Origin of the sequence: Polyangium spumosum, assembly GCF_009649845.1 — a bacterium.
In the GTDB taxonomy this organism is placed as follows: Bacteria; Myxococcota_A; Polyangia; order Polyangiales; family Polyangiaceae; genus Polyangium; species Polyangium spumosum.
This window is the reverse complement of the sequence record NZ_WJIE01000005.1, coordinates 784,532-811,345: the sequence shown is the minus strand read 5'-3', so window position 1 is coordinate 811,345 and position 26,814 is coordinate 784,532. Positions and strand designations below refer to the sequence as shown.

Here is a 26,814-nt window from a genome sequence, read left to right as displayed (position 1 = left end):
ACGCAAAGGCCAGGCGCGGCAACGGCAGGGGCTCGGGCTACGTGCCCGCGTCTCCCTCGAACAGCGCGGGGACAAACCCCTCCACGGTCGCGAGCGCCTCGAGCAGCCCCGTGCGCGGCGCCGTCCGTTCGAGCCCCGCCGTCGGCGGCGCGAGCACGGTTCGGCTCGGCATCACCTGCGCCGTCGAGGTCACCGCGCCGCGCGTCGTCAAGAGCCGCGACGGCGAGACCGCCTGCACGGGCAACTGCCACTCGCCCGAGGTCCGGCTCTTGGCCTGCTTGCTCCGCCAGTAGTCGCGCGCGCGCATGCCCGCCGCGCGCGCGTCGAGGTCCGGGATCCGCGGCCAGAAGCCGCCGCCCGCCGCGCCGAGCGAGCTCGCGAGCGCGTCGTGCCTCGCGCGGATGGACGCCGCGTCTTCGCCGAGCCGCACCTCGGCGAGTGACTCCGCGAACCGGTCGTACGCGCCGAGCAGGAGCGCCCGCTGGCCCGACGCCACGATGCGCGACGTGGCCTCCTCCCCGAGGCGACGAACCTCCGCCGGATCCCCACGTCGAAGCGCCGTCACGTGCATCCGCCCGAGCAGCCCGAGGCACGCGGCCTGCTCGTCGCCGTTCGGGCCCGAGGCCTGCGCGATCGCCCGCTCGTACGAGAGCAGCGCGTCGGCGAGCTGGCCCTCGACGAGGTGCACGTCGCCGAGGAACGCCTGCCCGAGGGCGCGGCCGAGCGTGGTGCCCACGATACGCGCGAGGTTCAGCGCGTTCGTGACGAGCATGCGGGCGCGGTGCAGGTGCCCGACGTGGAACTGGTGACGGCCCGCGTAGAGCGTGCCCACGAAGAGGTAGTGGCCGCCGAGCTTGTGCTCCTCCGCGTAGGCGAGGAGCTGCGCCGTCGAGCTCACGCCGAGGTCCCAGTCGTAACGCGCCTCCGCGAAGAGCGCGCAAGCGTGCCACGCGCCGAGCAGCCGCGCAGGATCGGCGAGCCGCTCGGCGAGATCGGCGGCGGCCTGGATCTCGCGCTCGGCGCCGTCGAGGTCGCCGGCCTGGCCGAGGGCCACGCCGTGCAGGCTCCGCGCGTGGCAGAGCTCGACGAGGTCGCCCGCGCGTTCGGCGAGGGAGGAGCCCGCGGCGAGGGCGCGCGTGGCTTCTTCGACGAGGCCGCGGGCGAGGGCGACGCGGCCGAGGACGTTCGTCGCGGCGGACCTGTGCCGTTCGAGCGAGGGATCTTTCCCGGCCGCCGCGATGGATCGCTCGGCATGCGCGCGCGCCTCGGCGAGCTCGCCGCGCGCCTCGTGCACGCGGGCGAGCGCGGCGCCGAGCATGGCGGAGGCCGCGGGCGTGTCCGCGGCGCAGCGCTCGACGAGCTCGTGCAGCTCCTCCGTGCCGCCGAGCAGCCAGCGGAGGCTGACGAGCTCGGCCGTCGCCGTGAGCTGGATCCGCCGTTGCTCCGGCGAGGCGGGCAGGGCCGCGACGAGCTCGATCGCGCGGTGGAGATTCTGGCCTGCGCCCGGATCGTTGGTAGCGCCCGACAGGCCCGCCGTGAGGTAGGCGTCCGCGGCGCGGAGCGTCTCGCCGGCGCGCTCGAGGTGGCGCGCGAGCGTGGCGGGATCGGCGCCGCGACGCTCGAGCTGGCGGGCGATCCGCAGGTGGTGCTCGCGCAGATCGGCGCGCACCGCGCGTCGCTCGAGCTGCTCGAGCACCACGTCGTGCACGAACGAGGTCGACGTCGGCTCGTCGAGCAGGAGGCAACGCGTCTCGGCCTCCGCGAGGGCCTTGTCGATGCGGCCGGTCGTGAAGATGCCGAGCGCGCGCAGGTCCGATCGCAAGAACGTCCGGCCGAGGAGCGCGGCCACGCCGAGCACCTCGCGAGCGTCGGGCGAGAGGTTGTCGACGCTGCGGCGGAGCGCCTCGGTGATCGAGGCCGGGGCGCGGTAATCGGCGAGGTTGCGCGAGCCGAGGCACAAGGTGCCGAAGGCGGTTCGACCGACGAACCCCTCGACCTCGAGGTTCTTGATCACCTGGATGCCGAAGAGCGGGTTGCCTGCGCCGAGCAGCGGCACGTGCCGCTCGAGCTCGCGCAGGATCGACGCGTCCCCGCCGCGGGCGAGCTCGGCGAGCAGCCGGTCGTTCTCCTCGCGATCGAGCGGGCCGAGATCCATGAGCTCCACGCCGCGCCAGGCCAGGCGGGGCGGCGGCCTCGTCGTGCCGAGCAGGAACACCTTCGCCGCGCCGAGGCTGCCCGACAGGATCTCCAGCACCGCGAGCGTCGCCTCGTCGCCCCAGTGCAGGTCCTCGATGGCCACGAGCACCGGCAGATCCGAGGCGATCCGCGTGACCATCCTGCGCACGAGCTCGGCCACCCGCCGCGCCGACGCGGGCCGGAGCAGCGTCCGCCGCACGTCGGCGTCGCCGAGGCCCCGGCCGAGCTCCGGCACGAGCGCCGTGAAGAGCTCCGCGTCCTCGTCGTTCGCCGCGTCGATCGCCCCCTGCACGAGCGCGCCCGTCGGGCCCTTGCGGCGCGTGGCCGTGGCGAGCCGGCTCAGCGCCTCGCGCAGGGGCGAATACGGCACGAGCGCGCTGAGCTCGCGGCACCGCGCGTAGATCACCACCGCCGCGCCGTCCTGCTCGACGACGTTGAGCAGCTCGGAGACGAGCCGGCTCTTGCCGATCCCCGCGTCGCCCACGATCACCACGGGTGAAGCGCCGCGCGAGGTCGTGCCGAGCACGCGCGAGGCGAGGCGCGACAGCTCGCTCTCGCGGCCCACGAAGGGCGCTTCTTCCGGGTTGTGGCGCGGCGGCATCGAGAACGAGCGCGCGCTCTGCGGCGCCCTCGTGCTCTGCGGCCCGCGCTCCTCGGCCGAGGGCTCCTCGCCGCGCAACGTTTCGTAGTAGATCTCCTTCAGCCGCGCGCAGAGCTGCGCCGCGCTCCCCGGCCGCAGCGACGGATCCTGCGCCAGGAGCTCGTCGACGAGCGCCGTGACCGCCGGCGGCGCGCCTGCGACCACCTCGCGCAGCGGCACCATCTCGCCGACGGTCCGGTTCATCATGAGCGTCCGCTGCCCGCGACCCTCGAAGGGCAATTTCCCGGCGACGAGCTCGTAGAGGATGGTCCCGAGCGCGTAGAGATCCATACGCGGATCGGGCCGCGCGCGCCCGCCGCGCAGGCACTCGGGCGCCATGTAGCCCACCGTCCCCGCGGTCACGCGCGTGTCGTCCGGCTGCCAGCTCGACGTCAGCGTCGCGAGCCCGAAATCGAGCACCTTCACGCGTGGCTCGTGGGGATCGACGATGACGATGTTGCTCGGCTTGAGGTCGAGGTGCAGGACGCCGCGCGCGTGGCAATGCGCCAGCGCCTCGGCCACCTTGCGCATCAGCCGCACCGCCTCCAGCGTGTCGAGCGCGCCCAGCCGTTCGAGGTAAGCGTCGAGCGTCTCGCCCGCCGCGAGCTCCATCGCCAGGTAAAACCCCACGCCCTCGACGAACCCGTAGCCGTAGAGCTGGATCAGCGACGGGTGATCGAGCTTGAGCAGCGCCTCGATCTCGTTTTGCTGGCTGATCAGGCGCTCGGCCGTCAGCTCGGCCGCGGTCGTCTTGAAGACCTTCAGCGCGGCGGGCACGCCCGCGTCGCTCCGCGCGCGGAACACGGCGCCGAACCCACCTTCACCGAGGAGATCCTCGATCGTGTAGTCCCCGACGCGCGCCCCTCGCTCGAGCCAGCGGTCCCCGTCCATCACGACGAATCCTTCGAGGCCGTTCTTTCTGGTTCTACAGGGTGCCGGAGGAGACGACCGAAAGATACGGCCAAGACACGACGAATGCGTGCGCTTCTCTCCGTCCGCGGCCGCTTTTCGCGCGGAGGCCGTGATGCGCTTCACGCGACCGATCGGTATACTGCGACGCGTGATCCCGAGCGTCCTCCTCGCGTCGATCGTCCTCGCGTCTCCGACGCCTCCCTCGAGCGGACAAGGCGCGAGCCTCGTCGCCGCCGCCGCCGCCTCGGGCCGACCTCGGGAGTGCGCATCGACCGTCCGTCGCGGGTTGTCCCGACGCCCCACGGTCTGGGAGCTCGCGCGCGCCCCGGAGCTCGGGCGGTACTGTGATCTCGTCGGGCGCGCCAAGGCGCTGCTCGTCTCGGATCCGGCCGCCGCGAAGAGCGCCGCCGAGGGCGCCGAGAAGGTGATGCCCGGGTTCGCCGCGCCGCGCGTGCTCCTCGCCCGCGCGCACCTCGCGCTCGGCAAGCTCGACGACGCCGCGCGGGAGTTCGAGCTCGCGCGTGGCAAGGATCCGCGCAGCGTCGAGGACCCGCCGACGATGCACGACCTCGCCGAGGTCCTGCGCCGGACGGGCAAGCTCGACGACGCGCTCGTCGTCTACCGCGCCCTCGTGCCGCGCATCGACCTGCTCGGCTCGGCCGATCGCCGCGTCGCCGTGCTGCTCGAGGCCGCGCACGTCTCCATGGCCGTGGCCGCGTCACGCGCGACGCCGGCCCCCGCCGAAGCGCCTTCCGCCGAGGCCAAGCGCTCGCCGCTCGACGAGGCCGCGGCGTACCTGCGCGAGGCGCGCCAGCGCCCGCCGAGCGCGCTCTCGGGTGACGTGCTCCTCTCGCTCGTGCTCGTCCTCGATCGGAACGGCGAGCGCGTGCAGGCCGACGCGGCGCTCGCCGATGCGCGCGCTTCGGGCGTGCGTCTGCGCGCGGGCGGCCCGAGTTACCTCGCGGCGGCCGAGGACAAGGCTTGCCTCGAAGCGCTCGCGGCCGAGGGCGCGGCGGCGGTGAAGCTCTGGGAGAGTTACCTCGCGGGTCCGGGTGGCAAGACCCCGTGGGCGGCTGCGGCGCGGGCGCGGCTCGAAGCCGCGAAGAAGGCGCCTCGCGCCGCGAAGGGGGCGCCGTGAAGCGCGCGGCGTTCGTCGCGGTCGCGCTCGCCGCCCTCGTGTGGCCCTCTCCGCGCGAGGCGCTCGCCGCGCCTTCCGTGTGGATGAAGGCGCGTGATCCTGCGGGCGCCTCGCGCCTCGACCTGCTCGACGAGGCCGATCAGCTCCTCCTCAAGTACGACCTCGCGCAGAGCGAGCCCATGTTCGAGCCGAGCGCCGCGGTCGACCTCCTGCGCATGAAGGACGTCTACCTGCTCGAAGCGGTAAAGCGCCTCGAGCAAGCGGGCGGCGCGGAGAGCGCGGATCCTCGGGTGCGCGTGCGCCTCGGCCACGTGCTTCGCCGGCTCGGTCAGGACAACAAGCCGCCGAACCCGATCCGGCTCGAGGAGGCGATCCGCGTGCTCCTCACCGTCGCGAAGGGCAGCGCGCCGCCCGCGATCACCAGCGTCGCGTGGAACGAGCTCGCCATCGCCTACGCCGTCCTCGGCAAGCGTGATCAGGAAGTGCAGGCGTATGGCGAGGCCCTCGCGCACGAGCCGCTCGGCCACCACCGCGCCATCCTGCTCGCCAACCGCGCCGAGTCGTACATGGGCATGGGCCGGCTCGAGGATGCGATCGCGGGGTATCGCGCCGCGCTCCGCTCGCTCCTGCCGATCGAGATGTTCCACTACGGCGTCACTGCCCTCTGGGGCCTCGCGGTCGCCACGGATCGCGACGGCGACCTCGACAGCGCGCTCGCCTCGATCGCCCTCGCGCGCGCGTACGACCCGGGAGACAGCAAGATCCACGCGTCTTCCTGGTTCTTCTCGCCGCCGCACGACGAGGCCTGGTACGAGGCGCTCGGCGCCTGGAGCCGCGCGCGCGCCAGCAACCTCGGCGCCGTGCGCGCCGACGCCTACACCCGGGCCGTCGAGTCCTGGGAGGCCTACCTCGAACGCGCGCCGAGCGACGACCGCTGGATCCCGCTCGCCCGCGTTCGCCTCGAGGCCTGCAAGAAAGAGCGGGAGCGTGTCCTCTCGGCGGCGCGTCGCCGCTGAGGAGCTTCTCGTGACCCTTTACGCGGACCCAAGGGAGCACCACGCTCCCCTGTCACCAGGGCGGAGGGCGTTCGGTTGAAGCGGGATTCGCTCTTCGAGGAGTCGGTCGTCTGGGCGGGGCGCCCCAAGGCCGTCACGTCCCCGGTGCTCTATCAGATCGCGGCTGCGATCGCGGGCGTCATCTCGGCCATCACCACGGCCTCGGCCGTCGTCGTCGCCACCGCGCTCGGATCGAGCCCGGGCGCGCTGCTCGCCTTCGCCGCGTGGATGGCCGTGCTCGCGGTCGCCTTCGCGCACGGGCCCAAGTGGTGGCGCAGCGAGCTCGAGTTCGTCGTCACCGAGCGCCACGTCATCCTCCAGCGCGGCCGCCACCGCCGCATGATGGATCGCTCGGCGATCAGCTTCGCCCGCATTCATTGGGACCCCAAGCGTCCTGGCATCGGCGACCTCGAGCTCGTGCGCGCCGTGCCCACGGGCGCGCTTCGCCGTCGCCTCGCCATCGTCTTCACCGGCCTCGTCGCGCCGGATCGTGTCTGGGCCATCGTCCGCGGCGTCACGCCCTCCACCCCGGCGGGCGACGGCCAGCGCCTGCTCGCGCAGCGCCTCGACGACGGCGAGCGAGTCCTCTGGTCGGGCCATCCGCCCGACAGCCTTCGCAAGTGGCTCCCGTCGAGCGGGCGCGCGGCCCTCGGCCTCCTGCTCGGCCTCGGCCTCTTCGCCTCCGCGATCTTCTCCTCGCGCCACGCCGTGCATGCCGCGCGCACCGTCGTTCGTGGTGGCCTCTCGCCCGAGTCGCTCTCCTTCTTCGCGCTCGTCACCTCGCTCGCGCTCACGATCCTCCTGCTCGTCTCGGCGGGCGCGTTCGTCGTGTATGCCTCGATCGTCCGGCCTGCGCGGCTCGAGACGCGGACGCGTTACTGGGTGACGAACCGGCGTGTCCTCATCCAGCGCGGCGACGAGGAGCTGCACCTCGAGCGCACGCGGATCGTCGACGTCATCGATAGCCCTGCGGCGGGCGGCTACAACGATCTGTTCCTGGTGCTCGATGGCCCGCGGGCGCGGGCCTTCGCGTCGAGTGGTGCGTTCGGCGAGCGGGAGACCGAGGGCTTGCAGCCTGTGCTCCGGCGCATCACCGACCCGGAGGCCGTGCGCCGGATCATCCTGCGCGCGCCGAGTGAACCGGCGCTCTCGCCCGTGGGCTGAGCGTGGGCTTCAGGCGTCGTCCTCCTCGTCCTCGTCCATCCAGTCGCCGCCGGACGTCGCCTCGGCCTTCGTCGCGCCCTCGGTGGGCTTCGCGGGCAGGCCGAGCCGCTCGCGGGTCGAGTACATGTTGGAGCGTATGAGCGCTCGCTGGTCGGAGGCGCCCTCGAGCAGCCGGTCGAAGATGTGCAGATCGTCGACCGTCGCCTTCCCGGTGAGGCACATCGAGATCGGCATCGCGAGGTCCGAGTCGTCCGCGAAGGCCGCGACGGCGCGATCGAGCAGCGCGCGATCCTCGGGGTGCCACGGGCCCTCCGGCAGGACGCCGAGCACGCGCATCCAGGCCGTGTATTCGTCCGGAGGGCTCGCGTCCCGGACGCGGCGCAGCGCGGCCCACTCTTCCTCGGTGACGGGGCCGTGGAGCTCCTCCGGCCCGAGGAACGCCGCATATTCGTCGCGCACCTTCCGTCGCGACGCCTCTTTCTCCCCGGCCGTGAAGGTCCTCGCGTAGAACGAAGGCGCGACGCCGCCCCAGAGCTCGGAGATCGTCGAGACCACGTTGAGCGCCTCCGCGCACGCGAGCTCTCCGCGCCGGAGCGCGGCGCGCAGCGGCGTGATGGCCATCTTGAGCAGCGTGGGATCGGCGGTGATCAGGCCCCGGAGGCGCGTGTCTTCGCAGAGGCGGGCCGCGAGCTCGATCCGGCTCCCGTCCGTGTCCGCGGCGTGGGCGTCCGTCAGGATGCACCGCAACCCCCAGCGCGCGAGCTTGTCGTCGTCGCTCCGCAAGGCCTGCTCCACGGCGGGGCGGAGCAGCTCGAACGGCGCCTTTTGCAGGAGCTTGTCGATGCTCGCGCTCATCCGCGACCAGGCGCCCGGATAACCGGCCAGGCGCGCCGCGATCAGCCGCTCCGAGAGCGCCCCGGGCCTGGCGTTGTTCGCGCCGAGCATGCTCGCGACCTTGCTGATGATGTAATCCGATCGGCGCGTCGTCACCTCGGGCGCCTCGAGGACCAGCTCGACGATCGGCGTGAGGTCCGCGCCCGGCGGCATCATGTCCTCGGCGAAGCTGGCGGCCAGGAAGTAGGGCGTGGAAAACTCGTCGCGCAGCGCGCCCGGCGCCGACAGCGCGTACTTCGCGAACGCGAGGCCCACCGCCGCGGCCCGGTCGTGCGACAGCCCCGTCGCCATGGCCTTGTGCTCGGTCGTCAGGTGGAACGAGCGGCCCTTGGTCCAGCCCGCGAGCACCCGGAGGAACGCCTCGATGCCGCCTTCGCGGGACAGGAGATGCGCCCCCGCTGCGGGCATCCTCGTCTCGTAGGTGCCGCCGGCCGAGAGCATCGTCTCCAGCACGTCGACGGCGATCGGGTCGGGCAGCTTCGCGACGAGGTCGGTGAACTCGCGCTCCTTCTTCATGAGCGCCCAGCGCGACTCGTCGAGCATCGCCGAGATGCGCTCGATCGGCTCACGCAGGGCCGCGGCGTCGTCCGCGGACAGGTGCGCGAGGGGATCTCGTTGCCACTTCCCTGCCCACCACGGCAGCTCTCCGCGCGTGGCCAGCGCTTCCCGCGCCGGCTTGCGCACCTCGGCGATGGGGTCCTTGGCCAGCGTCTCGAGGAGCTTGATGGCGCGCTCGCTCGTCGGGCGCAGCCCTGCGGCGATCACGGCGCGGATCTCGTTGTTCGGGCTCGCGGCGAACGCCTCCACGCTGTCGTTCACGGGCGCGCCTCGCCGGAGCAGCTCCCCGACCCCTTCGGCGACGACGTCCGTGTCCTTGTCCGCGTGGTCGTCCCACGTGGCTTGCTCCTCGAGAAGCTGCGCGACGAGCTGCAGGAGCGACGCGTCTCCGAGCAGGCCCGCCGCGGTCGCGCAGAAGCGCATGGCCTCCTTCGCGGCGCGGAAGACCTGGTGGTCGAGCCTCCGGATGTCTGGATCGTTCCAGGCGGCATCGTCGTCGTCGTGCCCCTCGTGCAGCACGTCCATCAGCGTGATGGCGCGGCGCGCGATCGTGCGGATCTCTTCGGCTGTCGCGAGCAGCGGATACTTCTTCGACATGGCCTGGTCCTCTCCCTTCGAGCGCGCTCCTACGCCGGGAAGAGCGCGCGGTATACCTCTTCGACCGTGTTCACGAACGTCACATCGAGGTGCAGGTCCTCGGGGACATCGGCGCGGTTCGCCTCGGGGATCACCACGCGCGCGAGGCCGGCGCGCTCGGCGGCGATGAGCTTCGCGCGGATGCCGCCGACGGGCAGCACGCGACCGCTGAGCGAGAGCTCCCCGGTGAGCGCGGCATCTGCGGGCGCCGGCCTGCCCGAGAGGGCCGAGACCAGCGCGGCGAAGATGGCCGTCCCGGCGCTCGGGCCGTCCTTCGCGAGGGCCGCCTCGGGGACGTGGACGTGGATGTCGGTCGACGCGAGCTTGCCCTGCTCGACGCCGTAGCGGCTCGTCTCGGCCCGCAGGTGCGAGAGCGCCGCGCGTACGGACTCCTTCAGCACGTCGCCGAGGCTGCCCGTCGACACGAGCTCGCCGCGCCCTGGCATCGTCGCGGCCTCCACGAAGAGCACCGAGCCGCCGCCGGGTCCGACGGAGAGGCCGGTCGTCACGCCGACGGGGAGCACGCCGAGGGCCTTCGCCTTCGTGAAGCGCGGCGGACCGAGCGCGGCCTCGACCTCGGCGACGGTGATCGGCGCGCCAGCCTCGTCGTTGGCCTCCGTCGCGCCTCCGTCCTTTCGCGTGACGAGCGCGAGGGCGCGCGCGCGCAGCACCTTCGCGAGCGCGTGACGGAGCTGCCGCACGCCGGCCTCGCGCGTGTGGCCGTCGATGAGCGCCGTGACGGCCTCGTCCTCGATCTCGGGCGTCTTCGGCAGGCCGATCTCGGCGCGTAGCCGATCGAGCAGGTGCGTCCGCAGGATCATGGTCTTCTCGACGGCCGTGTATCCCTCGATCTCGCAGAGCTCCAGCCGGTCGAGCAGCGTCGGGTGGATCTGGGACGTGTCGTTCGCCGTGGCCACGAAGAGCACGTGCGAGAGGTCGTAGGGCACGCCGAGGAAGTTGTCCTGGAAGTGGGGGTTTTGTTCTGGATCGAGCACCTCGAGCAGCGCGGCCATGGGGCTACGCGTCCGCCCTTCGCCGATCTTGTCGATCTCGTCGAGCAGGACGAGCGCGCTCGCGCTGCCAGCCTGCGCGATGGCGCGGAGGATGCGGCCGGCCGACGCGGCGACGTAGCTCAGGCGGTGGCCGCGGATCTCGCTCTCGTCGTGCACGCCGCCGAGCGCGACGCGCGCGAAGGGGCGGCCGAGGGCCTCGGCCATCGCGCGGGCGATGGTCGTCTTGCCGACGCCGGGCGGGCCGGCGAGGCAGAGGATCATCGAGGCGTTTTCGCCGCCGAGCTTGCGCACCGCGAGGTACTCGGCGACGCGCCGCTTCGGCTTCTCCAGCCCGTGGTGTCCCCGATCGAGCGCGGCGCGTACGGCGGCGAGGTCGATCGGCCGCTCCGGGTCTGGCTGCCAGGGCAAGCGCGCCATGAAGTCGAGGTGGTTCGTGTACGTGGAGTAGTCGTGGTGGTTCGACTGCATGCCGCGCAGGAGGCGCAGCTCGCGCTTGGCCGTCTCGCGCGCGGCCTTGGGCATCCCTGCCTGGGACAGCTTGCGCTGCAGCCGCGCGAGGTCGTCGCCCTCCTCGGCGATCGCGGGGTCGTGCAGGTCGAGCCGCTTCTGGAGCTCGACGACCTGCGACCACAACTTCTGCCGCAGGGCCTTGGGCACCTCGGGTTTCGCCATCGCCTGACGCAGCATCTCTTCGAGCTCGCAGGCGGCGTGTCGCCCGTCGGCGCGGGCCGCGAGCAGGAGCGCGACGCGGCGGATGCCCTCTTCGAGCGGGTGCTGGGTGAGCTCGGCGAGCTCGCCCTTGCCGGAGATGGCGCGCGCGGCGGCGGCGAGCGCGGAGCGCAGGGGGGCGTGGAAGTCCAGGGGCTCGGGCGCTGCGCCTTGGTCGAGGGCGGCGAAGAGCAGGTGGGCGGCGGAGAGCAGCGCCTTCGTGTCCGGCGTGGGCTCGTCCTCGTCGGGCGTGTCCACGTCGGCCGTGTACGGGGGCTCCTTTCCGCGCGCGGTCACGAGCCGGGCCCTCTTGAGGCCGGCGAGCGTGAGGGACGTCTCGTCTGCGGCGACGATCCGACACCTCGTGCCCCACCTGCCGGTGACCAGGGAGGGCAGCTCCACGGAGGAGGTGATGGTCAGCGCGAGGATCTCCGGTGGGACCTTGCCGTCGCGTGCGGCGCGCGCGAGCGCGACGAGGGCGACCGTGTCCACGGCGGGGACGGTGAAAGAGCGTTCTTCGCCTGGGAGGACGGCCTCTTCGAGGAGGCCGATGAGAGGGAGCTGTGTACGCGCCACGTTCCTGACAACCAGCGCCCGGGCGTGGATCGCCGCGGGGGCGGATGGGTTTTACCGGGTCCGTGGTGGGGCGCGCCAGAGAGATTTGGTGGGGGCGGGCGGCGCGTCAGTCCTTCACGACGAGGAACTCGACGCGGCGGTTCTTGTCGTGGCACGCGTCGGAGTCTTCGGTGCAGAGCGGCTTCGTGTTGCCGTGGCCCTTCGCGTCGATCTTGACGTTCGGCAGGCCGTGGTTGTTGAGGTACTGCGCGACGGCCTTGGCGCGCCGCTCGGAGAGGTCCTGGTTGTGCTCGGCCGACCCGCGCGTATCGGTGTGCCCTTCGATGCTCAGGTGCACGATCTCGGGATGCGCCTTGAGCAGGGTGACGAGGTCGCCGAGGACCTTCTGCGACTGATCTTCCTTGATGTGATCGCTGTCCGTGTCGAACAGGATCTGGTGATCGATCTCGAGGTGATCCCCCTTGAAGTGCGCCTCGCCCACGTCGGCGGGCGCGGCTTCGGCGGGGGCGGCGGTGGCGGGCGGCGGGGGCGCGTCGTCGCCCGTCTTCACCTCGAGCTGTGCGCTGCCGCCGCCGCCGCAACCCACGGCGAAGAGAAACGCAACCACCATCGTCGACATCATCGTTCGGCTCACGGAATCATCCTCCCTGCGTCGGGACCGTTCGCGGCCCTGCAATTGTGTCCACGGGACCACGAATGCGGCGACGCGTCAATCAGGTGACGGCCTCCCCGACGCTGCGGACGGCTTCGAGGAAGGCGTGGGCAGGGTGGGTGGATGGTGTGGGCGGGGTCGATGGATGGTGTCCGCGGCTTCGAGGAAGGCGTGGGCGGCTTCCGGGATGGTGTCGACAGGGTCGATGGATGGTGTGGGCAGGGTCGATGGATGGTGTCCGCGGCTTCGAGGAAGGCGCGGGCGGCTTCCGGGAGGGTGTCGACAGGGTCGATGGATGGTGTCCGCGGCTTGGAGGAAGCCGTGGGCAGGGTCGATGGATGGTGTGGGCGGCTTCGGGGAAGGTGCGGGCAGGGTGGGGGGATGGTGTGGGCGGGGTCGATGATGCCGCCCGCATGGTTGATGGATGCCGCGCCTGCTTCCCGGGACCTTCCAAGCCCGCTACGATCCTGGTGTGAGCCTCGAAGCCTTCGGCGTGAAGAACCTGCGGTGCCTGACGGACACGGGCCTCGTGCCGATCCGCCCGATCACGGTCCTGGTGGGTCGGAACAGCTCGGGGAAAAGCACGTTCCTCCGGGCATTTCCGTTGCTACGGCAGAGCGTGGAGACGCCGAGGAACAGCCCGATCCTCTGGTACCACGAGCGGTTCGTGGATTTCGGGTCGCTGGAGATTGCGGCGAATGAGAGGCTGACGGAGCCGAGTGTGACGTTCGAGTTTCGGTTGAAGTTGGCGTCGAAGAAAACCGAAGCTACAGGTACGATCGACATCGCCGTCACCCTGGTGGGTAGGGATACACCAATAATTAGTGCATACGAATTTCGCAGCGAATCAATGCGTTGGTTGTGGCATCTGGATGACGAGGGGCGAGTGCAGGGACTCGCGGTCAACGGAAAGCGAGTGGAGCTGCAAGAGTCGCTCGCACTCGGAGGCACCGCCTTTTTACTGCCGACCATCCAATTGGGTAAACCTACCGCGATACGTTACTTGGCAATGCATGAGTCTGATGATTTTGAAGAATTCGATTCGGAAAACGCCATAAAATCCATCGAAGATGTTGCTCGTGGCGGCCCACCGCGAGTCCAGATGACCAATGTGGTGAGGCATCTGGAGAATATGATAATCAAACTTCAAGACGAGGCGCTCGCCGAGTATATGCATCGTGTAGCATACATTGCTCCCCTGCGTGTTCGAGCCGAGCGGGCCTACCGAATTCAAAATCTCGCCGTGGACGAGGTCGATCCTGACGGCAAAAACCTCGCGATGTTTCTTTATTCTCTGATGCCAGAGGAAGTAGAGAGTCTTGCTGCGTTCACACGGGAGGCGCTCGGATTCGAGGCCAGGATTCTGCGAACTGGGATCCACGTCGAGATCCAAGTCAAAGAGCAGGGCGCGAAACGTTTCGTCAACCTTGTTGACGTTGGATTCGGCTATTCCGAGGTCTTGCCGCTCATGGTCGCTCTCTGGTCGAGTTATCGCCGACCGGAGAACAAGAAGCGCCGCCGCGCCTCCCTCCTCGCGCTCGAACAGCCCGAACTCCACCTCCACCCCGCCCACCAGGCCAAGCTCGCCCGCATGCTCGCCGAGACCGTCATCGAGAGCCGCAAGACCGGCCCCGAGGCGCGGATCATGGTCGAGACGCACAGCGAGACGCTGATCAACGGCCTCGGAAAGCTCATTTACGACGGGACACTCAAGCCCGAAGACGTGCAGATCGTCCTCTTCGACCTCGACGAGGAGACGCGCGAGTCCGTGGTCAAGCTCGCGGGATATCGCGAAAACGGCGCGCTTCACGACTGGCCCTACGGCTTCCTCTCCCCGGTAGGAGAACGCCTCGTTCACGAGCAAGCGGCCGAGTAGACCATGCTCATTCACATCGACGGCTCCGCGGTCGCCGATGCGATCGCGGGGAACGAGCGCTCCCACGGCTCCATCGAGAATCTCCTACTCGCCCACCACGGCGGCGTCCATATCGTCTCTTTCGACCTTCGCGACGCGGAGAGCATGCGCGCCGTCGACTGGTCGCCCCGCGCCAGGCGCGTGCTCAACCGCTTCATCGAAGAGCATTACGCGCAGATCGCCGGTCTACGCAGCGACGTGGCCTGGCATCTGGAGCTGGGCCTGGGGCCGGATTTCGACGGCAAAGCCCGTTCGCTACCCGATGGCAGAAGCGCCATCCGAGCATCGCTGCACGATTTCGAGAGCCTCGATGCCGTCGCTCGTTCGATCCTCCTCGGGGAGAACAAGACCGACGCGGAGCTCTTCGAGTTGCTCGGCCTGATGAGGCGCGCGATGCGGGGCTGGGAGCACCTCGACATGCTCTGCACGCTCCGCGGTGGAGGGGGCTCCCAGCTCGGCCGTGAATTTGCCGCGCTGCCGTCCAGGGGGACGATCGTGCTCGCCGTTGCCGACAGCGACAAGCGGCATCGGGACGGTGGGCACGGGGAGTCCTATCACGGCCTGGAAAAGGAGGCGGCCAAGCGCCCCGCGTACCAGCGCGCTCGCCTGCTCCCCAGGCGCACGGCCGAGGCCGTCGTGCCGCTTTCGGTTTACCGAGAGGTCTTCGGTGCGAAGAACGGTGATCACCGCGTCCGCGCTGTCGAGCGACTCGAAGTGCTCGTGTCCTCGGCATCCGGCGAGTGCATTCAGTACGCTCATCTCAAGCAGGGGATCACGCTGTACCAGGTCGAGCATCCCAGGACCGCGGACGAAGGGATTTACTGGCGCGACGTGGCGCAGAAAGCAGAACGCGATCGATGCACGAAGCCTGAAAACAAGTGCGTGAAGCGTGACGAATGCAAGTGCTTCGTGGTCGACAAGCTCGGCGACGGTGCGCTCGTCGATGTGATCGCATGGATGAAGACCGTTCCTCGCGAGAAAGACCTCGCCAAGCGTTTCAATTTCGCCGAGGATCACGATCTCCGCGCCCTCGCCGACGAAGTCCTCTCCTGGGGCCTCGCGCTTCGACCCGTGCGCACGTAGACCCTGACCGCACATCCCGTCCGTCCCTCCCTCATTCGTGGTACGGAGCCCCGCACGGAGCGCGACATGTCGAGCAAGTTCAAGTTCTGCAAGACGTGGACGAGGGGATCGATCACCTACACGGCCCGCGGGCGCGGCATGGACGGCCTTTACGGGGGCTGGGAGGCGACGATCACCGGGGATGCGGAGGTGAACGGCGTTCGGATGGCGGTGACCATCACGATGGTTTTCTCGATCCCCGAGGAGGGCGAGGGGGCGCTCGTCGGCACCTGCGCGCTGCGCAGCGGGCTCGATCTCGGCCCCGTCACGAGCAGCCTCACCCTGGACACGCCGGTTCGCGGGACGGCGCGGCTCATCGGCGGCAAGGAGAAGCCCACGCTGACGCTCGTGGCGCGCGGGGAGGCCGTCGCGGGCAGGGCCGAGGCGTTTGGCCCGAACATGACCGTCGACATGCCCCTCTCCGCGCCCGGGAGCGAGGAGACCCTGACGTTCGAGGTCGCGCCGCTGCACGCGTCGCTCTCGATCCCGAAGAACAAATTCGACGACGAGCTGCCGATCATCCCCACCGACGCGCAGGTGAAGGGTGATCGGGTCCTTTATCGGCAGCGTATCGAGGTGAAGGTCGTGCGGCAGGAGGACGGCGAGGCGATCGATTCGGTCGACGTCGAGCTGAAATCGAGCCGGAGCGAGGACGAGATCAAGCCCAAAAAGACGAAGACCGACGGCGAGGGCAAGGCGGAGTTCACCGTGGAGACGCGGGAGCGCGGCGAGGCGACGTTCCGGGTGGAGTCGAAGGAGGCGAGCTCGGACGAGCTGCCCGTTCCTTTCGAGGAGGCCTGGTACGAGAGCCTGTTCAGGGTCACGGGTTATCATTATTGCCTGGAGGAAGAGCTCGGGGGAGAGCTCGTGGAGGCCCAGGGCCTCTCCGGCAAGCACGGCAAGAGGTTCCTTTTCCACAGGAGAGGCGTCGCGACGCAGGGAACGGGCATCGCCCGCGACGGCAAGTACGTGCACGTCACGAATGGGGGGACCTTGAAATTCAAGGGGCAATGGCTCGAGGCGCCGGAGAAGGCCCGGTTCAAGAAGGACGACCATCCCGGAGGCTCCACGAGGGTTCCTCCCACGCCGGGCGTGACGGCCGCCGGTGATTTCACCATCGTCCCCAAGCTTCATTACGTGTGGATCGGCGATTCGAAGAGCGGTCGTGTCGTCGGCGTTCGTCAGGTCGCGGACGTCGGTTATGACATCAAGGGCCCCCGATTGGACTGTTTCCTGGGGACCGGCCAGGCGGTGGTGGACGAGTGGATGAGCCAGGGCGGCGACCTCAAGTTCAAGGACCAGAAGACGAAAGAGGTGCACCCGACCGCGAAGGTCAAATACCTCGGCCCGAAGGGGCCGGCGCAAAAGTCCCCGGAGAACCCGCCCGAGAAATCGCCGTCCCTCGACCCCGGCCCGAGCGCGCCGGACGGCGGCGTCGATACCCGCTCCGGTCACCTCCAGCGGGCGATCGGCAAGGTGTCCTCGTACGCGACCCTTTATCCCTCCCTGCACCTCGAGGTCGAGCAAACGCGCCCGATCCTCGACGAGAAGAAGCGGACCTTTTCGCAGGAGACGTCCTCGTTCGCCGCCGACATCCAGGGCGACGAGGTGCATTTCATTCGCCGCGGCACCGAGCGCGGCAGGAGCGTCGACGCCGATATCTACATGGTCGGCGATGACGCCTATCGCGTGGTCGAGGGCCAGCGGGTCGCGGCGCTGAGCCTCTTCTGGGCCCTGTGGCCGCTCGACCTCATTGCACCCCTGACGTTCGCGTCGAGCGTCGCGACCTTTCAGCGGCACGATATCCTCGACGGGCGCCGCGTGGAGGTCCACCGGGTCGATAGCGAGGCGGCCCCTTCGCTCCAGAAAGGGGCCGCGATGGCCGCCATGGGAATGGTGAAGGGCCTCTTGATGAAAGACGCCTCCCCGCGCTCGGTGCGCGGAGAGCTGTGGGTCGATCCGCAGGCAGACGCGCTCGTCCGCGTGACGCTCGATTACGAGGTCGAGGGCGAGCCCGCGAAGAAAGGGCGCGCCGCTCCGATCGGCGAAGGTCGGCTCACGATGGCCGTGAGCCGGATCGGTCAGGTCGAGATCACGCTTCCGCCCGTGGCCTAGGGCGCGGGTTTCGCAGGCGCACCGCGCATTTGCTGCACGAGGAGCACGAGGTCGGTCCCTGCGTCGGGCATCACCTCGTGCGGGACGTCGGGGGAGAGCGCCACGAGGTGCTCGTGATCGATTCGCGTGTCGCTCCCGTTCGCGCGCACCGTCCCGGCGCCCGCGAGGGCCTGGATGGTGACCGGCACGGGCGCCGTATGCATGGGCAGCACCGTCCCGGCGCGCAGCGTGATGATCACGACCTTCATGAACGGGTTGTCGAGGAGAACCTTGACCTCGAGCGGCTCGCCCGGCCCGGCCTCCCTGGGGATCGTGAGCGGATCGACGCGCGCGCCCTCGGCCTTCGCGGCGCTCGCTGGAGCTTTTGCTTCGTGCGCGTGCTCGTCGTGCGCGTGATGCGCCTCCTCGGCGCTCACGCATTTGGCCCCGGGGGGCGGCGAGCCCGCGCAGGCGGAGGCGGCGCAGGCGACGAGCGTGAGGACACCCAATCGAGATACGAAGGTCATTTGGCTCGTTCCTTGTGTTCGTGCGTGGTCGGGTGGAGTGGCGGGCCGCGGAGCAAGGCCGCGATCGAGGGCCAGAGCGCCTCGGGCGTGAGGGGCGGGCTCTTCGATGCTCCCGCCATTTCCTGGAAGGCGGCGCCGCGGAGGATCCCCGTGACGGCCCAGACCATCACGTCCACGGGCACGGCGGACGTGATCGTCCCCTTCTCCTGGGCCTCGGCGAGGCAGGCTCGGACGAATGACATCGAGCGCTGCACGGATGCCTGCACGCGCGCGGCGCCCTCCTCGCCTGCGGCCTCGACGAGCCGGTCGTTGAACGCGAGCCTCAGGATCTCCGGGTGCGCGCGTACCAGCGCGAGGCGGCGGAGGAGGAAACTCTTCAGTCGTTCGAGCGGATCGGGATCCTCGGGCGGGAAATCCTCCAAGAGCATCCCCTCGAAGACGTCCACCGCCGCCGCGACGATCGCGCGCTTGTCCTCGAAGTGGCGGAAGATGCTGCCGTCGGCGATGCCGACCTCTCGCGCGATCTCGACGGCCGTCAGGCGATGCACGCCGGCTGTGGCGATGATCCGCAGCGCGGCCTCGGCGATCTGCCGCCGCCGATCCGCGCCGGGGAGACGTGTGCGCGTCATTGTAAGCTAGTAATTGCTTGCATCCGAGGCCGTGTCAAGCCCGGGGAGGGTGCATTTCACGGGGCTGGCGCGAGGCTACCAGGGTAGGCGAGGGAATGCAGGAGCTCGAACGAGGCGAGCTTCCAGGCGCCGTTCTTTTTGTGGAACACGGCGGAGTTTGCCGCGAAGAGGAGGACCTTTTCGTCGACGGGCAGGTCGAGCTGCGGCGGAGGCTTGACCGAGTTCGCGAATTTGAAGGACGCATAGGCCGTGTCCCCGTCGAGCTCCACGTCGATGGCGCTCGGCATCAGGTTCGCGTCTGCGTCTTTCATGATGGGCCCGAAGCCCGTGAGCACCTCGACGACGCCCTCGAAATGGTGGACCTGACCATTGAAATCAACGGCGTCGAGCACGAAATCGTCTGTGAGGGAGGGGAGCAGGTCCGGGAGCCTCTCCGGATCGGCCGAGTCCACCACGGCGGCGAACGCGAGGAGCGTCGAGCGGATCTCCTCTTTGGCCTCGAGGACGGAGATGCGCGCTTCGAGGGACGCGAGGTCGGGCTCGCCCTGCGGCGCCTCGGCAGGCGGCTCGTCCACGGGCTCGCAAGCCGCGAACAGGCTCACGAGCGCAATGGCCAGGAGGGAAATGCATTTCGCTCCCGAGCCTCGGAGCGTGCGCCCGCGCCGCGGACGGTGAACACGGCTGTCGCTGTTCATGGAACCTCTTCTACGTAATGGGTTTTCAGGACGACTGCTTGCCCTGCTCGACATCGGCTGCCCGGAGGTGCCGGCAAGCAAGTGCTCACTTACTTAGAGGGCACCGATGTGAGGTGTCAAGGGTCGGAGGGGCGACGAGGGCATCCCCCATCCCGGCCGAACCCCGTTCCGTGGTACTCATCACTGCGGATCACCTCGGGGGTTCCCATGTACGACTGGAACGACAGCGCCCCGTCGCTTGATGGACAGGGACGCGTGATCTCGCTCTCCGGTGGCCCTGCGTCGCGTGGCTTCGCAGAGCGGCCGCGGCCCGTGAAGGTCGTCGACGAGACCCTCCGGGACGGCCTGCAGAGCGCCGCCGGCTTCCAGCCCGACGCCGCGCAGAAGATCGACCTGCTCCACGCCATGGCCGCCATCGGCGTCGACGTCGTCAGCGTCGGCCTGCCCGCCGCAGGCCTCGCCAACGCCGAGGACTGCTTCCTCCTCTGCCGCGAGATCGTCCGCGAAAAGCTCGCCGTCGTCCCCACCGCCGCCGCCCGCACCGTCGTCTCCGACGTCCACGGCATCGCGCGCGCCGCCGATCGCGCCGGCATCCCCATCGAGGTCTACGCCTTCATCGGCAGCTCCCCCATCCGCCTCTCCGTCGAGGGCTGGGACACGGACTTCCTCCTCGGCGCCATCACCGCCGCCGCCCGCGAGGCCAGGGTTGCAGGCTTGCCCTTCTGCCTCGTCACCGAGGACACCACCCGCTCGAACCCCGACGTCCTCCGCACCCTCTACAAGGCCGCGATCGACGCGGGCGCGAGCCGGATCTGCCTCTGCGACACCACGGGGCACGTCACGCCCTACGGCATCGAGGCGCTCGTCGGCTTCGCGCGGCAGACCCTCGCCGAGCTCGGCGCGAGGCACGTCGAGCTCGACTGGCACGGGCACAACGACCGCGGCATCGGGCTGCCGAACGCGCTCTGGGCCGCCGCCCTCGGCGTCGATCGCGTGCACGGCACCGGCCTCGGCGTGGGCGAGCGCGTGGGCAACACGAACCTCGAGCTGCTCGTCGAGAACCTCGGCCTGCTGGGCGTGCGCGCGCGTGTCGCCGAGGCTCGCCTCGTCGAGTACTGCGAGCTCGCCTCGCGCGCGCTCCGGGTCCCGATCCCCGCAGGGCACCCGATCGCAGGCGCGAAGACACGCGGCGCGCGCTTCGAGGTGCGCCCCTACCGCGCTCCCGCCGAGGCCGAAGAAGCGCAGCGCATCGAGCCGCCCGCGCCTGGTGAGAGGCTCGTGCCGATGTCCCTCCGCATCGGCGGCAGCGCCGTCGCGCTCGCGGTCCCGCCGCGCAGGACGTTGCTCGAAGCGTTGCGTTACGACCTCGACCTCGTCGGCACCAAGCAGGGCTGCGACAAGGGCGATTGCGGCGCGTGTACGGTCGTCGTGGACGGCGTCGCGACCCTCGCTTGCCTCACGCTCGCGGTCGAGGCGGACGGCAAGGACGTCTGCACGGTCGAGACGCTCGAAGGCGCGCCGCACGTCGACGCGTTGCTCGACGGCTTCGATCGCCTCGGCGGCGGGCAGTGTGGCTTCTGCACGCCCGGCATGCTGATGACCGCGACGGCGCTGCTCGACAGGAACCCGCGCCCGACGCGGGACGAGATCAAGTGCGCCATCTCGGGCAACCTCTGCCGCTGCACGGGTTATGGCAAGATCGTCGACGCGATCGAGCTCGCGGCGAAGATCCGGCGCGGCGAGGCGGAGCGGGGCGTGGGGATGCCGGGGATCGAGGACACGCCAGAGCCCTTGCCCTCGAACCAGAAGAGCTCACGCGAGGGGAGGCAAGGCCAGTCATGACGGACGCGCACAAGCCGAGTGGCCTCCGGGGCCTCGTCGGGAGCCGCACGCGCACGTTGCTCGCGCCGCGCGTGACGGGACAGGTCCGCTACACCGACGACATCCACCTGCCGCGCATGCTCTGGGGCCGGATCGTCCGCTCGCCGCACCCGCACGCGCGTATCGTGCGCATCGACGCGACACGCGCGCTCGCGAAGCCGGGCGTCGTCGCCGTCATCACGGGCAAGGACATGCCCGAGCGCTTCGGCATCATCCCGTGGACGCCGGACGAGTTCCCGCTCGCCCTCGAGCGCGCGCGCTTCGTCGGCGACGCCGTCGCCGCCGTCGCCGCCACCGACGAGCGGATCGCGCACGAAGCGGCCGAGCTCGTCGACGTCGAGTACGAGGTCCTGCCGGCCGCGACCGATCTGCAGACGGCGATCGACAAACCCGAGGTCGGGCTCGGCAAGGGCGGCAAGGACAACGTCTCGAAGGAGGTCGACCTCGCGTTCGGCGACGTCGACCAGGCGCTCGCCGCGAGCGACGTCGTCATCGAGGGCGACTACTACTACGAGGGCAGCGCGCACGCCCCGATCGAGACCCACTGCGCCATCGCGAACCTCGACAAGAACGGGCTGCTCACCGTCTGGTCGACGACGCAGGTCCCGCACTACCTGCACCGCGAGCTCTCGCGTGTCCTGCGCGTCCCGCCCACGCGCATCCGCGTCATCCAGCCGCCCGTCGGCGGCGCGTTCGGCGGCAAGAGCGAGCCGTTCTCGCTCGAGTTCTGCGCGGCCAAGCTCGCGATGATCACGGGGAGGCCCGTGAAGTTCCTCTACACGCGCGAGGAGGAGTTTTACGCGCACCGCGGCCGGCACCCGATGCAGATCCGCATGAAGGTCGGCGCCAAGCGCGACGGCAAGCTCACGGGGGTTGACGCGCGCACGTTCATCGACGGCGGCGCGTACTCCTCGTTTGGCCTCGTCACCACCTACTACTCGGGCCAGCTCCTCACGCTGCCCGCGTTCGCCGACACCTACCGCTTCCGCTCGACGCGCCTCTTCACGAACAAACCTCCCTGCGGCCCGAAGCGCGGCCACGGCAGCGTGCAGCCGCGCTTCGCCTTCGAGGTCTCGCTCGACAAGATCGCCCGCGCGCTCGCGCTCGATCCGATCGAGCTGCGGAGGAAGAACCTCGTCCCGCCGGACACGACCACGCTGAACGGACTGCGCGTCACCTCGAACGGCATCACGCAGTGCCTCGACGCCGTGGAGAAGGCGAGCGGCTGGAAAGAGCGCTGGGGCAAGCTGCCGAAGGGGCGCGGGCTCGGCGTCGCGACGAGCGCGTACATCAGCGGGACGAACTACGCGATCTACCCGAACGCGATGCCCCAGAGCGCCGTGCAGCTCAAGGTCGACAGGTCCGGCGTGGTCACGGTCTTCTCGGGCCAGAGCGAGATCGGCCAGGGCTGCGACCTCATGCTCGCCGTCCTCGTCGCCGACGAGCTCGGCCTGGATCTCGGCTCGGTGCGCGTCGTCTCCGGCGACACGGACCTCACGCCCGTCGACCTCGGCGCTTATTCGTCGCGCGGGACCTTCATGAACGGCAACGCGTGCCTGATGGCCGCGCGCGAGATCAAGCAGAAGCTCGTCGCCGCCGTCGCCGAGAAGCTCGAGGTCGATCCGAAGAGCGTGCTCGTCACGCGTGGCGCGCTCGTCGTCGTGCACGATCCGACGCGCGGCGTGAGCGTCACGGAGGCCATCCAGCTCGCGGAGGCGAAGTTCGGCACGCTCGGCGCCGTCGGTCACTACAACACGCCCAAGCTCGGCGGCGACTACCGCGGCGGCACCATCGGCGCCTCACCCGCGTATTCGTTCACCGCGCACGTCGCCGAGGTCTCGGTCGACGCGCGCACGGGGATCGTGCGCGTCGAGGACATCTGGGTCGCGCACGACTGCGGCAAGGCCCTCTGCCCCGTCATCGTCGAGGGGCAGATGGAGGGCTCGGCCTACATGGGCGCGGCCGAGGCGCTGCTCGAAGAACACGTCATCGGCCCCGACGGCCTGCACAAAGGGCCGAACCTGCTCGACTACCGCATCCCGACGAGCCTCGACGTCCCCGAGCTACACGCGCTGATCGTCGAGAGCGAGGATCCAGAGGGCCCGCTCGGCGCCAAGGAGTCGGGCGAAGGCCCGCTGCACCCGTCGATCCCCGCCATCGCGAACGCCATCTTCGACGCCGTCGGCGTCCGCATCGACAGGCTGCCCTTCTCGCCGGCGCGTGTGCTCGCGGCGCTGCGGAAGAAACAAGCCGAGGCGGAGTGAGGCCACCATGTTACCGCTGCCCGTCTTCGATCATCACAGGCCGCGCACCCTCGCCGAGGCGATCGACTTGCTCGCGCGCCTCGGCGACAAGGCCGTCATCCTCGCCGGCGGCACCGACCTCCTGCCCAACATGAAGCAGGGGCTCGCCGAGCCCGAGCACGTCGTCTCCATCGCCGGCATCGACGAGCTCCGCGGCATCTCGCTCGTCCGCGAGGGCGACGCGGACAAACTCGTCGTCGGCGCGGGCGCGAAGCTCGCCGAGATCGAGAGCTCGATCCTCGTGCGCCGCGCCGCGCCCGCGCTCGCCGAGGCCGCGTCCCAGGTCGGCGGACCGCACCACCGCTCCATGGGCACGCTCGGCGGCAACATCTGCCTCGACACGCGCTGCCGCTACTACAACCAGACCTACTTCTGGCGCAAATCGCTGGGCTTTTGCCTCAAGAAGGACGGCACGGTCTGCCACGTCGTGCGCGGCGGATCGAGGTGCGTCGCCGCCGCCTCGAACGACACGGCCCCCGCGCTCATCGCGCTCGAAGCCGACATCCACCTCGTCGGCCCGCGCGGCGCGCGTGTCGTCGAGGCCCACGATTTCTACGTGGCCGACGGCGTGAAGAACACCGTGCTCGAGCCGGGCGAGCTCGTCACGCGTGTCTCCATCACGCGCCACCCGGGCCGACGCTCCACCTTCGAGAAGCTCCGCCGCAGAGGCGCGATCGACTTTCCCTTGCTCTCGATCGCCGTGCGCCTCGACGTCTCGGGCGTGGAGACATCGCGCGTCGACGCCGCGGACGTCGTGGTCTCGGCGCTCGGCGCTCGCCCGCGCCGCGTCCGCGCCGCCGCGAAGGTCCGTCCCGGGACCCCGTTCGACGTCGCCGCACGCGAGCTCGGAGGTGGCGCCTACGCCGAGTGCAAGCCCCTCCCGAACGTCGACGACGACACCGAGTGGCGCCGCGAGATGGTCCCCGCGCTCGTCGAGCGCGCCGTCGCCCGGCTCGAAGGCTGAAGGCGGAAGGCTGAGATCCGCGGTGTCTTGCGATCATGCGTGCGATCCACGCGCGGGCTCGAAATTCCTCCCTTGCGGCGCCGACGCGCGCGGACCAAGGTCCTTGTAGGTGCGCTTTCTCCCGTTCGTCCTCGTCGCCACCGGGGTGCATTTCTTCATCCCGGTCGTCGCCCGAGTCGCGCCGCGTCCCCAGGGCGCGATCCTCGCGATCTCGACCGGCATGGCGCGGCGCATGGAGATCGAGATCGAGCCCGAGCTGATCGAGCCGACGCGCCCGGACGAACCGCGGCCCGAGCATGAGCCGGACCCTGCCGTCGCGGTGAACGACACGCGTCCGCGCACGACGGAGTCGGTCGATCCACGCGCCGTGGATCCGAACGCGCAACCGAACCAGGTCGAGCCGCAGCAGGTCGATCCCGTGCCCACGGCCGTGCCGTCGGCCGGCGCGCCCGACGAATACGGCGCGCCGCCGCCTGCGGTGCCCGGCGTGGGCGCGGGGATCCCGGGCATCGGCGGCCCTGCGTGGGCGATCCCGGGCGTCATCCCCGAGGCGGGCAGACCAAAACCGGCGCCGACCACGGTCGGGCCTGCGCCCGAGGTCGATCGCAAGATCGCCGGCAAGCTCATCGCCGACGTGATGCGCGAGAAGGACCGGCAGCTCGGCCTGGATCTGCCGGGCGCGGGCACGATCGCGAGCGTGGTCAGCGACGTCGTGCGTGGCTCGGGGACGCCCGACGTCGCGCGCGCGACGCTCGAGGTGCGCATCGCGCCCGGCGGTCGCGTGTCGAGCGTGCGTGTCGTGCGTTCGTCGGCGGGCAACGCCGGCGACTGGAGCGCGGTCGCGGGCGCCGTGAGCGGGCGGCTCGCGAGCCGTCAGTTCACGCTGCCCGAGTCGTACGCGGCGGGCGCGATCGTGATGGTCGAGGTCATCTCGCAGCTCCAGAAGCCGGACGGCAGCACGGGCGGCACGAGCATCAACAAGGGCGGCTCGAGCGACAGCCTCGGCGGCAGCGTGAGCTTCGACGCGGCGAACATCGGCGCGCGCGCGAAGCGCCACGTGCGCGCCTCGGCGAGCGCGCGCCCGGCGACCTGATCCGGCGACGCGTGGTTCGCGAAAAATTCGCGGCCTCTGCGTCGATTGGTGGGCGGGCCTGCAGGATTTCCGGGGGTTTGTGGCAAGAGCCACAATAATCTTTGTAGAAGGGGGCTTTTCGGCGACCCGGTGGACGGGCAACACTGGGCGCGGCGACGACCACGGGCGGTGACATCCCGCGCGGCTCGTGCGACTCTCCCCAATCTCCCGCTCATGGCGAAGGAACGAGTTTTCTCTCTCGATGCGGTCCGCACGGACGGCTGGTTCGAACGCATCGGCGATGGGATCGGCAGCTTTCAGGCGCTCTGCGACATCGTCGGCGAGACGTTCTTCGCCTTCTCGATGATCACGGGGGCGCGCATCACCGCGCTCACGGTCGACCGCCGCAACCCCGACAACACCCTCGTGGACTTCGTCATCGCGCCTCCGGGCGACGAGGAAGAAGAGAGCGAGGTCCAGCGGCTGACGCTGGCCGATTTCCGGCATCGGCTCGTCGGCGCGTTGCTCACCGAGGACGCGACGCCCGGGCCGCCCGAGCGCGACACGGACATCGAGGCGCTGCAGCTCCACATCGGGGTGCGTTACCTCCTGCTCGCGCCGCTCTTCGGCTACAGCCTGCGCAAGCTCTACGTCGACGGTCGCACGTCGAGGCTGCTCGTGCTGCGCGACGGCCTCGAGCAGACCTACGAGCTCGGCGAGTTCCGCGCGCGCATCCGCGCGCACGTGCGTGAAGAGCTCGAGCGCGCCTCGGCCGGCTCGCGGTCGGCGATCGATCTGACGCGCGTCGCGGAGGCCGAGGCGGCGAGCCAGCGTGGCGATTGGTCGCGCGTGGTGCAGCTCCTCGGCGCGTGTCCGGCGCCCCTTGCGATCTTCCTGCGCACGCCCGAGGGACAGATGTTGACGACCGACGCGCGCGCGCTCATCGCCAAGGGGCTCGGCCTGCTCGGCACGGCGTGCGTGAAGCTCGGCGAGGAGCACCAGGGCGAGGAGGTCATGCGCCTCGCGGTGCAGTACGCGCAGGATGGGGCGGCGGCGGCGGACATCTTCCGCCGGCTCGGGGAGGCGCAGCTCGAGAACGGGCGCGCGGGGGAGGCCATCGGCGGGCTCCGGCGCGCGGCGAGCCTCGGTGCGCCGCCCAAGCTCATCTGGCCGCTCCTGGCGAAGGCGTACGTGAAGCGGCAGCGGTACGTGGCCGCGCTCGCGTGTGTGCGGGAGGCCCGGACGGCGGGCGTCCCCGACGCGGAGCTCATGGAGGAGATCCGCGAGATCGAGACCCGGCTCGGCACGGCGCTGACGGCGTTCCGTGGGCTCGTGCTGAGCGCGAAGAGCTGATCATTTCGTGCATGGGGTTCCGCTCGCGAGCGAGCTTCGCCCCCAAACCCCCCGCCCAATTGACACCCCAGAACCCCAAAGCTACATAGCCGCGGCGATTGTGCCGAGATCGCACGG

The 26,814-nt window shown here is 70.3% G+C and carries 18 protein-coding genes and 1 pseudogene; 12 read left to right on the top strand and 7 right to left on the bottom strand.

The window, feature by feature from the left end:
* Window positions 1-37: 37 nt before the first annotated feature.
* A complete protein-coding gene (locus GF068_RS20755) occupies window positions 38-3,727 on the bottom strand; it encodes a serine/threonine-protein kinase (protein WP_240807156.1) in 3,690 nt (1,229 codons plus the stop codon).
* Between the two features lie 169 nt (window positions 3,728-3,896).
* Between GF068_RS20755 and GF068_RS20750 the strand changes: the two genes are divergently transcribed.
* The 3 genes from GF068_RS20750 to GF068_RS20740 all read left to right on the top strand — a co-directional run bounded on the left by GF068_RS20750 (window position 3,897) and on the right by GF068_RS20740 (window position 7,105).
* Window positions 3,897-4,886 (top strand): tetratricopeptide repeat protein, encoded by a 990-nt coding sequence (locus GF068_RS20750; RefSeq protein ID WP_153821131.1) that lies wholly within the window; start codon window positions 3,897-3,899, stop codon window positions 4,884-4,886.
* The gene (locus GF068_RS20745; RefSeq protein WP_153821130.1) at window positions 4,883-5,902 is read left to right on the top strand and encodes a tetratricopeptide repeat protein; all 1,020 of its coding nucleotides are present in this window, start codon (window positions 4,883-4,885) and stop codon (window positions 5,900-5,902) included. The genes GF068_RS20750 and GF068_RS20745 overlap by 4 nt, the downstream gene beginning before the upstream one ends.
* A gap of 75 nt (window positions 5,903-5,977) precedes the next feature.
* Window positions 5,978-7,105, top strand: coding sequence for a hypothetical protein (locus tag GF068_RS20740; protein WP_153821129.1), 1,128 nt, complete (start codon window positions 5,978-5,980; stop codon window positions 7,103-7,105).
* Between the two features lie 9 nt (window positions 7,106-7,114).
* Here GF068_RS20740 and GF068_RS20735 read toward each other — a convergent pair whose 3' ends face one another.
* The 3 genes from GF068_RS20735 to GF068_RS20725 all read right to left on the bottom strand — a co-directional run bounded on the left by GF068_RS20735 (window position 7,115) and on the right by GF068_RS20725 (window position 12,124).
* Complete coding sequence (locus tag GF068_RS20735; RefSeq protein WP_153821128.1) at window positions 7,115-9,154, bottom strand: hypothetical protein; 2,040 nt, start codon at window positions 9,152-9,154, stop codon at window positions 7,115-7,117.
* A 29-nt stretch (window positions 9,155-9,183) separates the two neighbouring features.
* Complete coding sequence (locus GF068_RS47090) at window positions 9,184-11,406, bottom strand: S16 family serine protease (protein ID WP_153821127.1); 2,223 nt, start codon at window positions 11,404-11,406, stop codon at window positions 9,184-9,186.
* A 190-nt stretch (window positions 11,407-11,596) separates the two neighbouring features.
* A complete protein-coding gene (locus GF068_RS20725) occupies window positions 11,597-12,124 on the bottom strand; it encodes an OmpA family protein (protein WP_153821126.1) in 528 nt (175 codons plus the stop codon).
* 490 nt (window positions 12,125-12,614) lie between these two features.
* Between GF068_RS20725 and GF068_RS20720 the strand changes: the two genes are divergently transcribed.
* From GF068_RS20720 to GF068_RS20710, 3 genes are all read left to right on the top strand, one after another.
* Window positions 12,615-14,018, top strand: a complete 1,404-nt coding sequence (locus GF068_RS20720; RefSeq protein WP_206079506.1) for an AAA family ATPase — start codon at window positions 12,615-12,617, stop codon at window positions 14,016-14,018.
* Window positions 14,019-14,021: 3 nt separating this feature from the next.
* The gene (locus GF068_RS20715; RefSeq protein ID WP_153821124.1) at window positions 14,022-15,140 is read left to right on the top strand and encodes a hypothetical protein; all 1,119 of its coding nucleotides are present in this window, start codon (window positions 14,022-14,024) and stop codon (window positions 15,138-15,140) included.
* A 66-nt stretch (window positions 15,141-15,206) separates the two neighbouring features.
* On the top strand, window positions 15,207-17,294 hold the full coding sequence (locus GF068_RS20710) for a hypothetical protein (RefSeq protein ID WP_153821123.1): 2,088 nt from the start codon (window positions 15,207-15,209) through the stop codon (window positions 17,292-17,294).
* Here the strand turns inward: GF068_RS20710 and GF068_RS20705 are convergent.
* Genes GF068_RS20705 through GF068_RS20695 form a run of 3 tightly spaced genes read right to left on the bottom strand, consistent with a single transcriptional unit; the run spans window position 17,291 to window position 19,124 of the window.
* Window positions 17,291-17,800: a cupin domain-containing protein gene (locus GF068_RS20705; protein WP_153821122.1), complete on the bottom strand. Its 510-nt coding sequence runs from the start codon at window positions 17,798-17,800 to the stop codon at window positions 17,291-17,293. The two genes, GF068_RS20710 and GF068_RS20705, sit on opposite strands and share 4 nt — an antisense overlap.
* Window positions 17,797-18,429, bottom strand: a complete 633-nt coding sequence (locus tag GF068_RS20700) for a TetR/AcrR family transcriptional regulator (RefSeq protein ID WP_153821121.1) — start codon at window positions 18,427-18,429, stop codon at window positions 17,797-17,799. Before GF068_RS20700 ends, GF068_RS20705 begins: the two co-directional genes overlap by 4 nt.
* Before the next feature lie 56 nt (window positions 18,430-18,485).
* Entirely contained in the window at window positions 18,486-19,124 is a 639-nt protein-coding gene (locus GF068_RS20695) for a nuclear transport factor 2 family protein (RefSeq protein WP_170319591.1), read from the bottom strand.
* 207 nt (window positions 19,125-19,331) lie between these two features.
* On the opposite strand from GF068_RS20695, the pseudogene GF068_RS47395 reads away from it, so the two are divergent.
* The 6 genes and pseudogenes from GF068_RS47395 to GF068_RS20665 all read left to right on the top strand — a co-directional run.
* Window positions 19,332-20,225 (top strand): annotated as a pseudogene (locus tag GF068_RS47395) (2-isopropylmalate synthase); the annotation flags it as partial.
* A gap of 183 nt (window positions 20,226-20,408) precedes the next feature.
* Window positions 20,409-20,966 carry a (2Fe-2S)-binding protein gene (locus GF068_RS47390; protein WP_153821221.1) on the top strand — a complete coding sequence of 186 codons (558 nt, stop codon included), beginning with the start codon at window positions 20,409-20,411 and terminating at the stop codon, window positions 20,964-20,966.
* Complete coding sequence (locus GF068_RS20680; RefSeq protein WP_153821119.1) at window positions 20,963-23,269, top strand: xanthine dehydrogenase family protein molybdopterin-binding subunit; 2,307 nt, start codon at window positions 20,963-20,965, stop codon at window positions 23,267-23,269. Before GF068_RS47390 ends, GF068_RS20680 begins: the two co-directional genes overlap by 4 nt.
* A 7-nt stretch (window positions 23,270-23,276) precedes the next feature.
* Entirely contained in the window at window positions 23,277-24,272 is a 996-nt protein-coding gene (locus GF068_RS20675; protein ID WP_153821118.1) for an FAD binding domain-containing protein, read from the top strand.
* Window positions 24,273-24,381: 109 nt separating this feature from the next.
* Window positions 24,382-25,365 (top strand): hypothetical protein, encoded by a 984-nt coding sequence (locus GF068_RS20670; RefSeq protein WP_153821117.1) that lies wholly within the window; start codon window positions 24,382-24,384, stop codon window positions 25,363-25,365.
* Window positions 25,366-25,578: 213 nt separating this feature from the next.
* On the top strand, window positions 25,579-26,697 hold the full coding sequence (locus GF068_RS20665) for a tetratricopeptide repeat protein (protein WP_153821116.1): 1,119 nt from the start codon (window positions 25,579-25,581) through the stop codon (window positions 26,695-26,697).
* Window positions 26,698-26,814 lie beyond the last annotated feature (117 nt).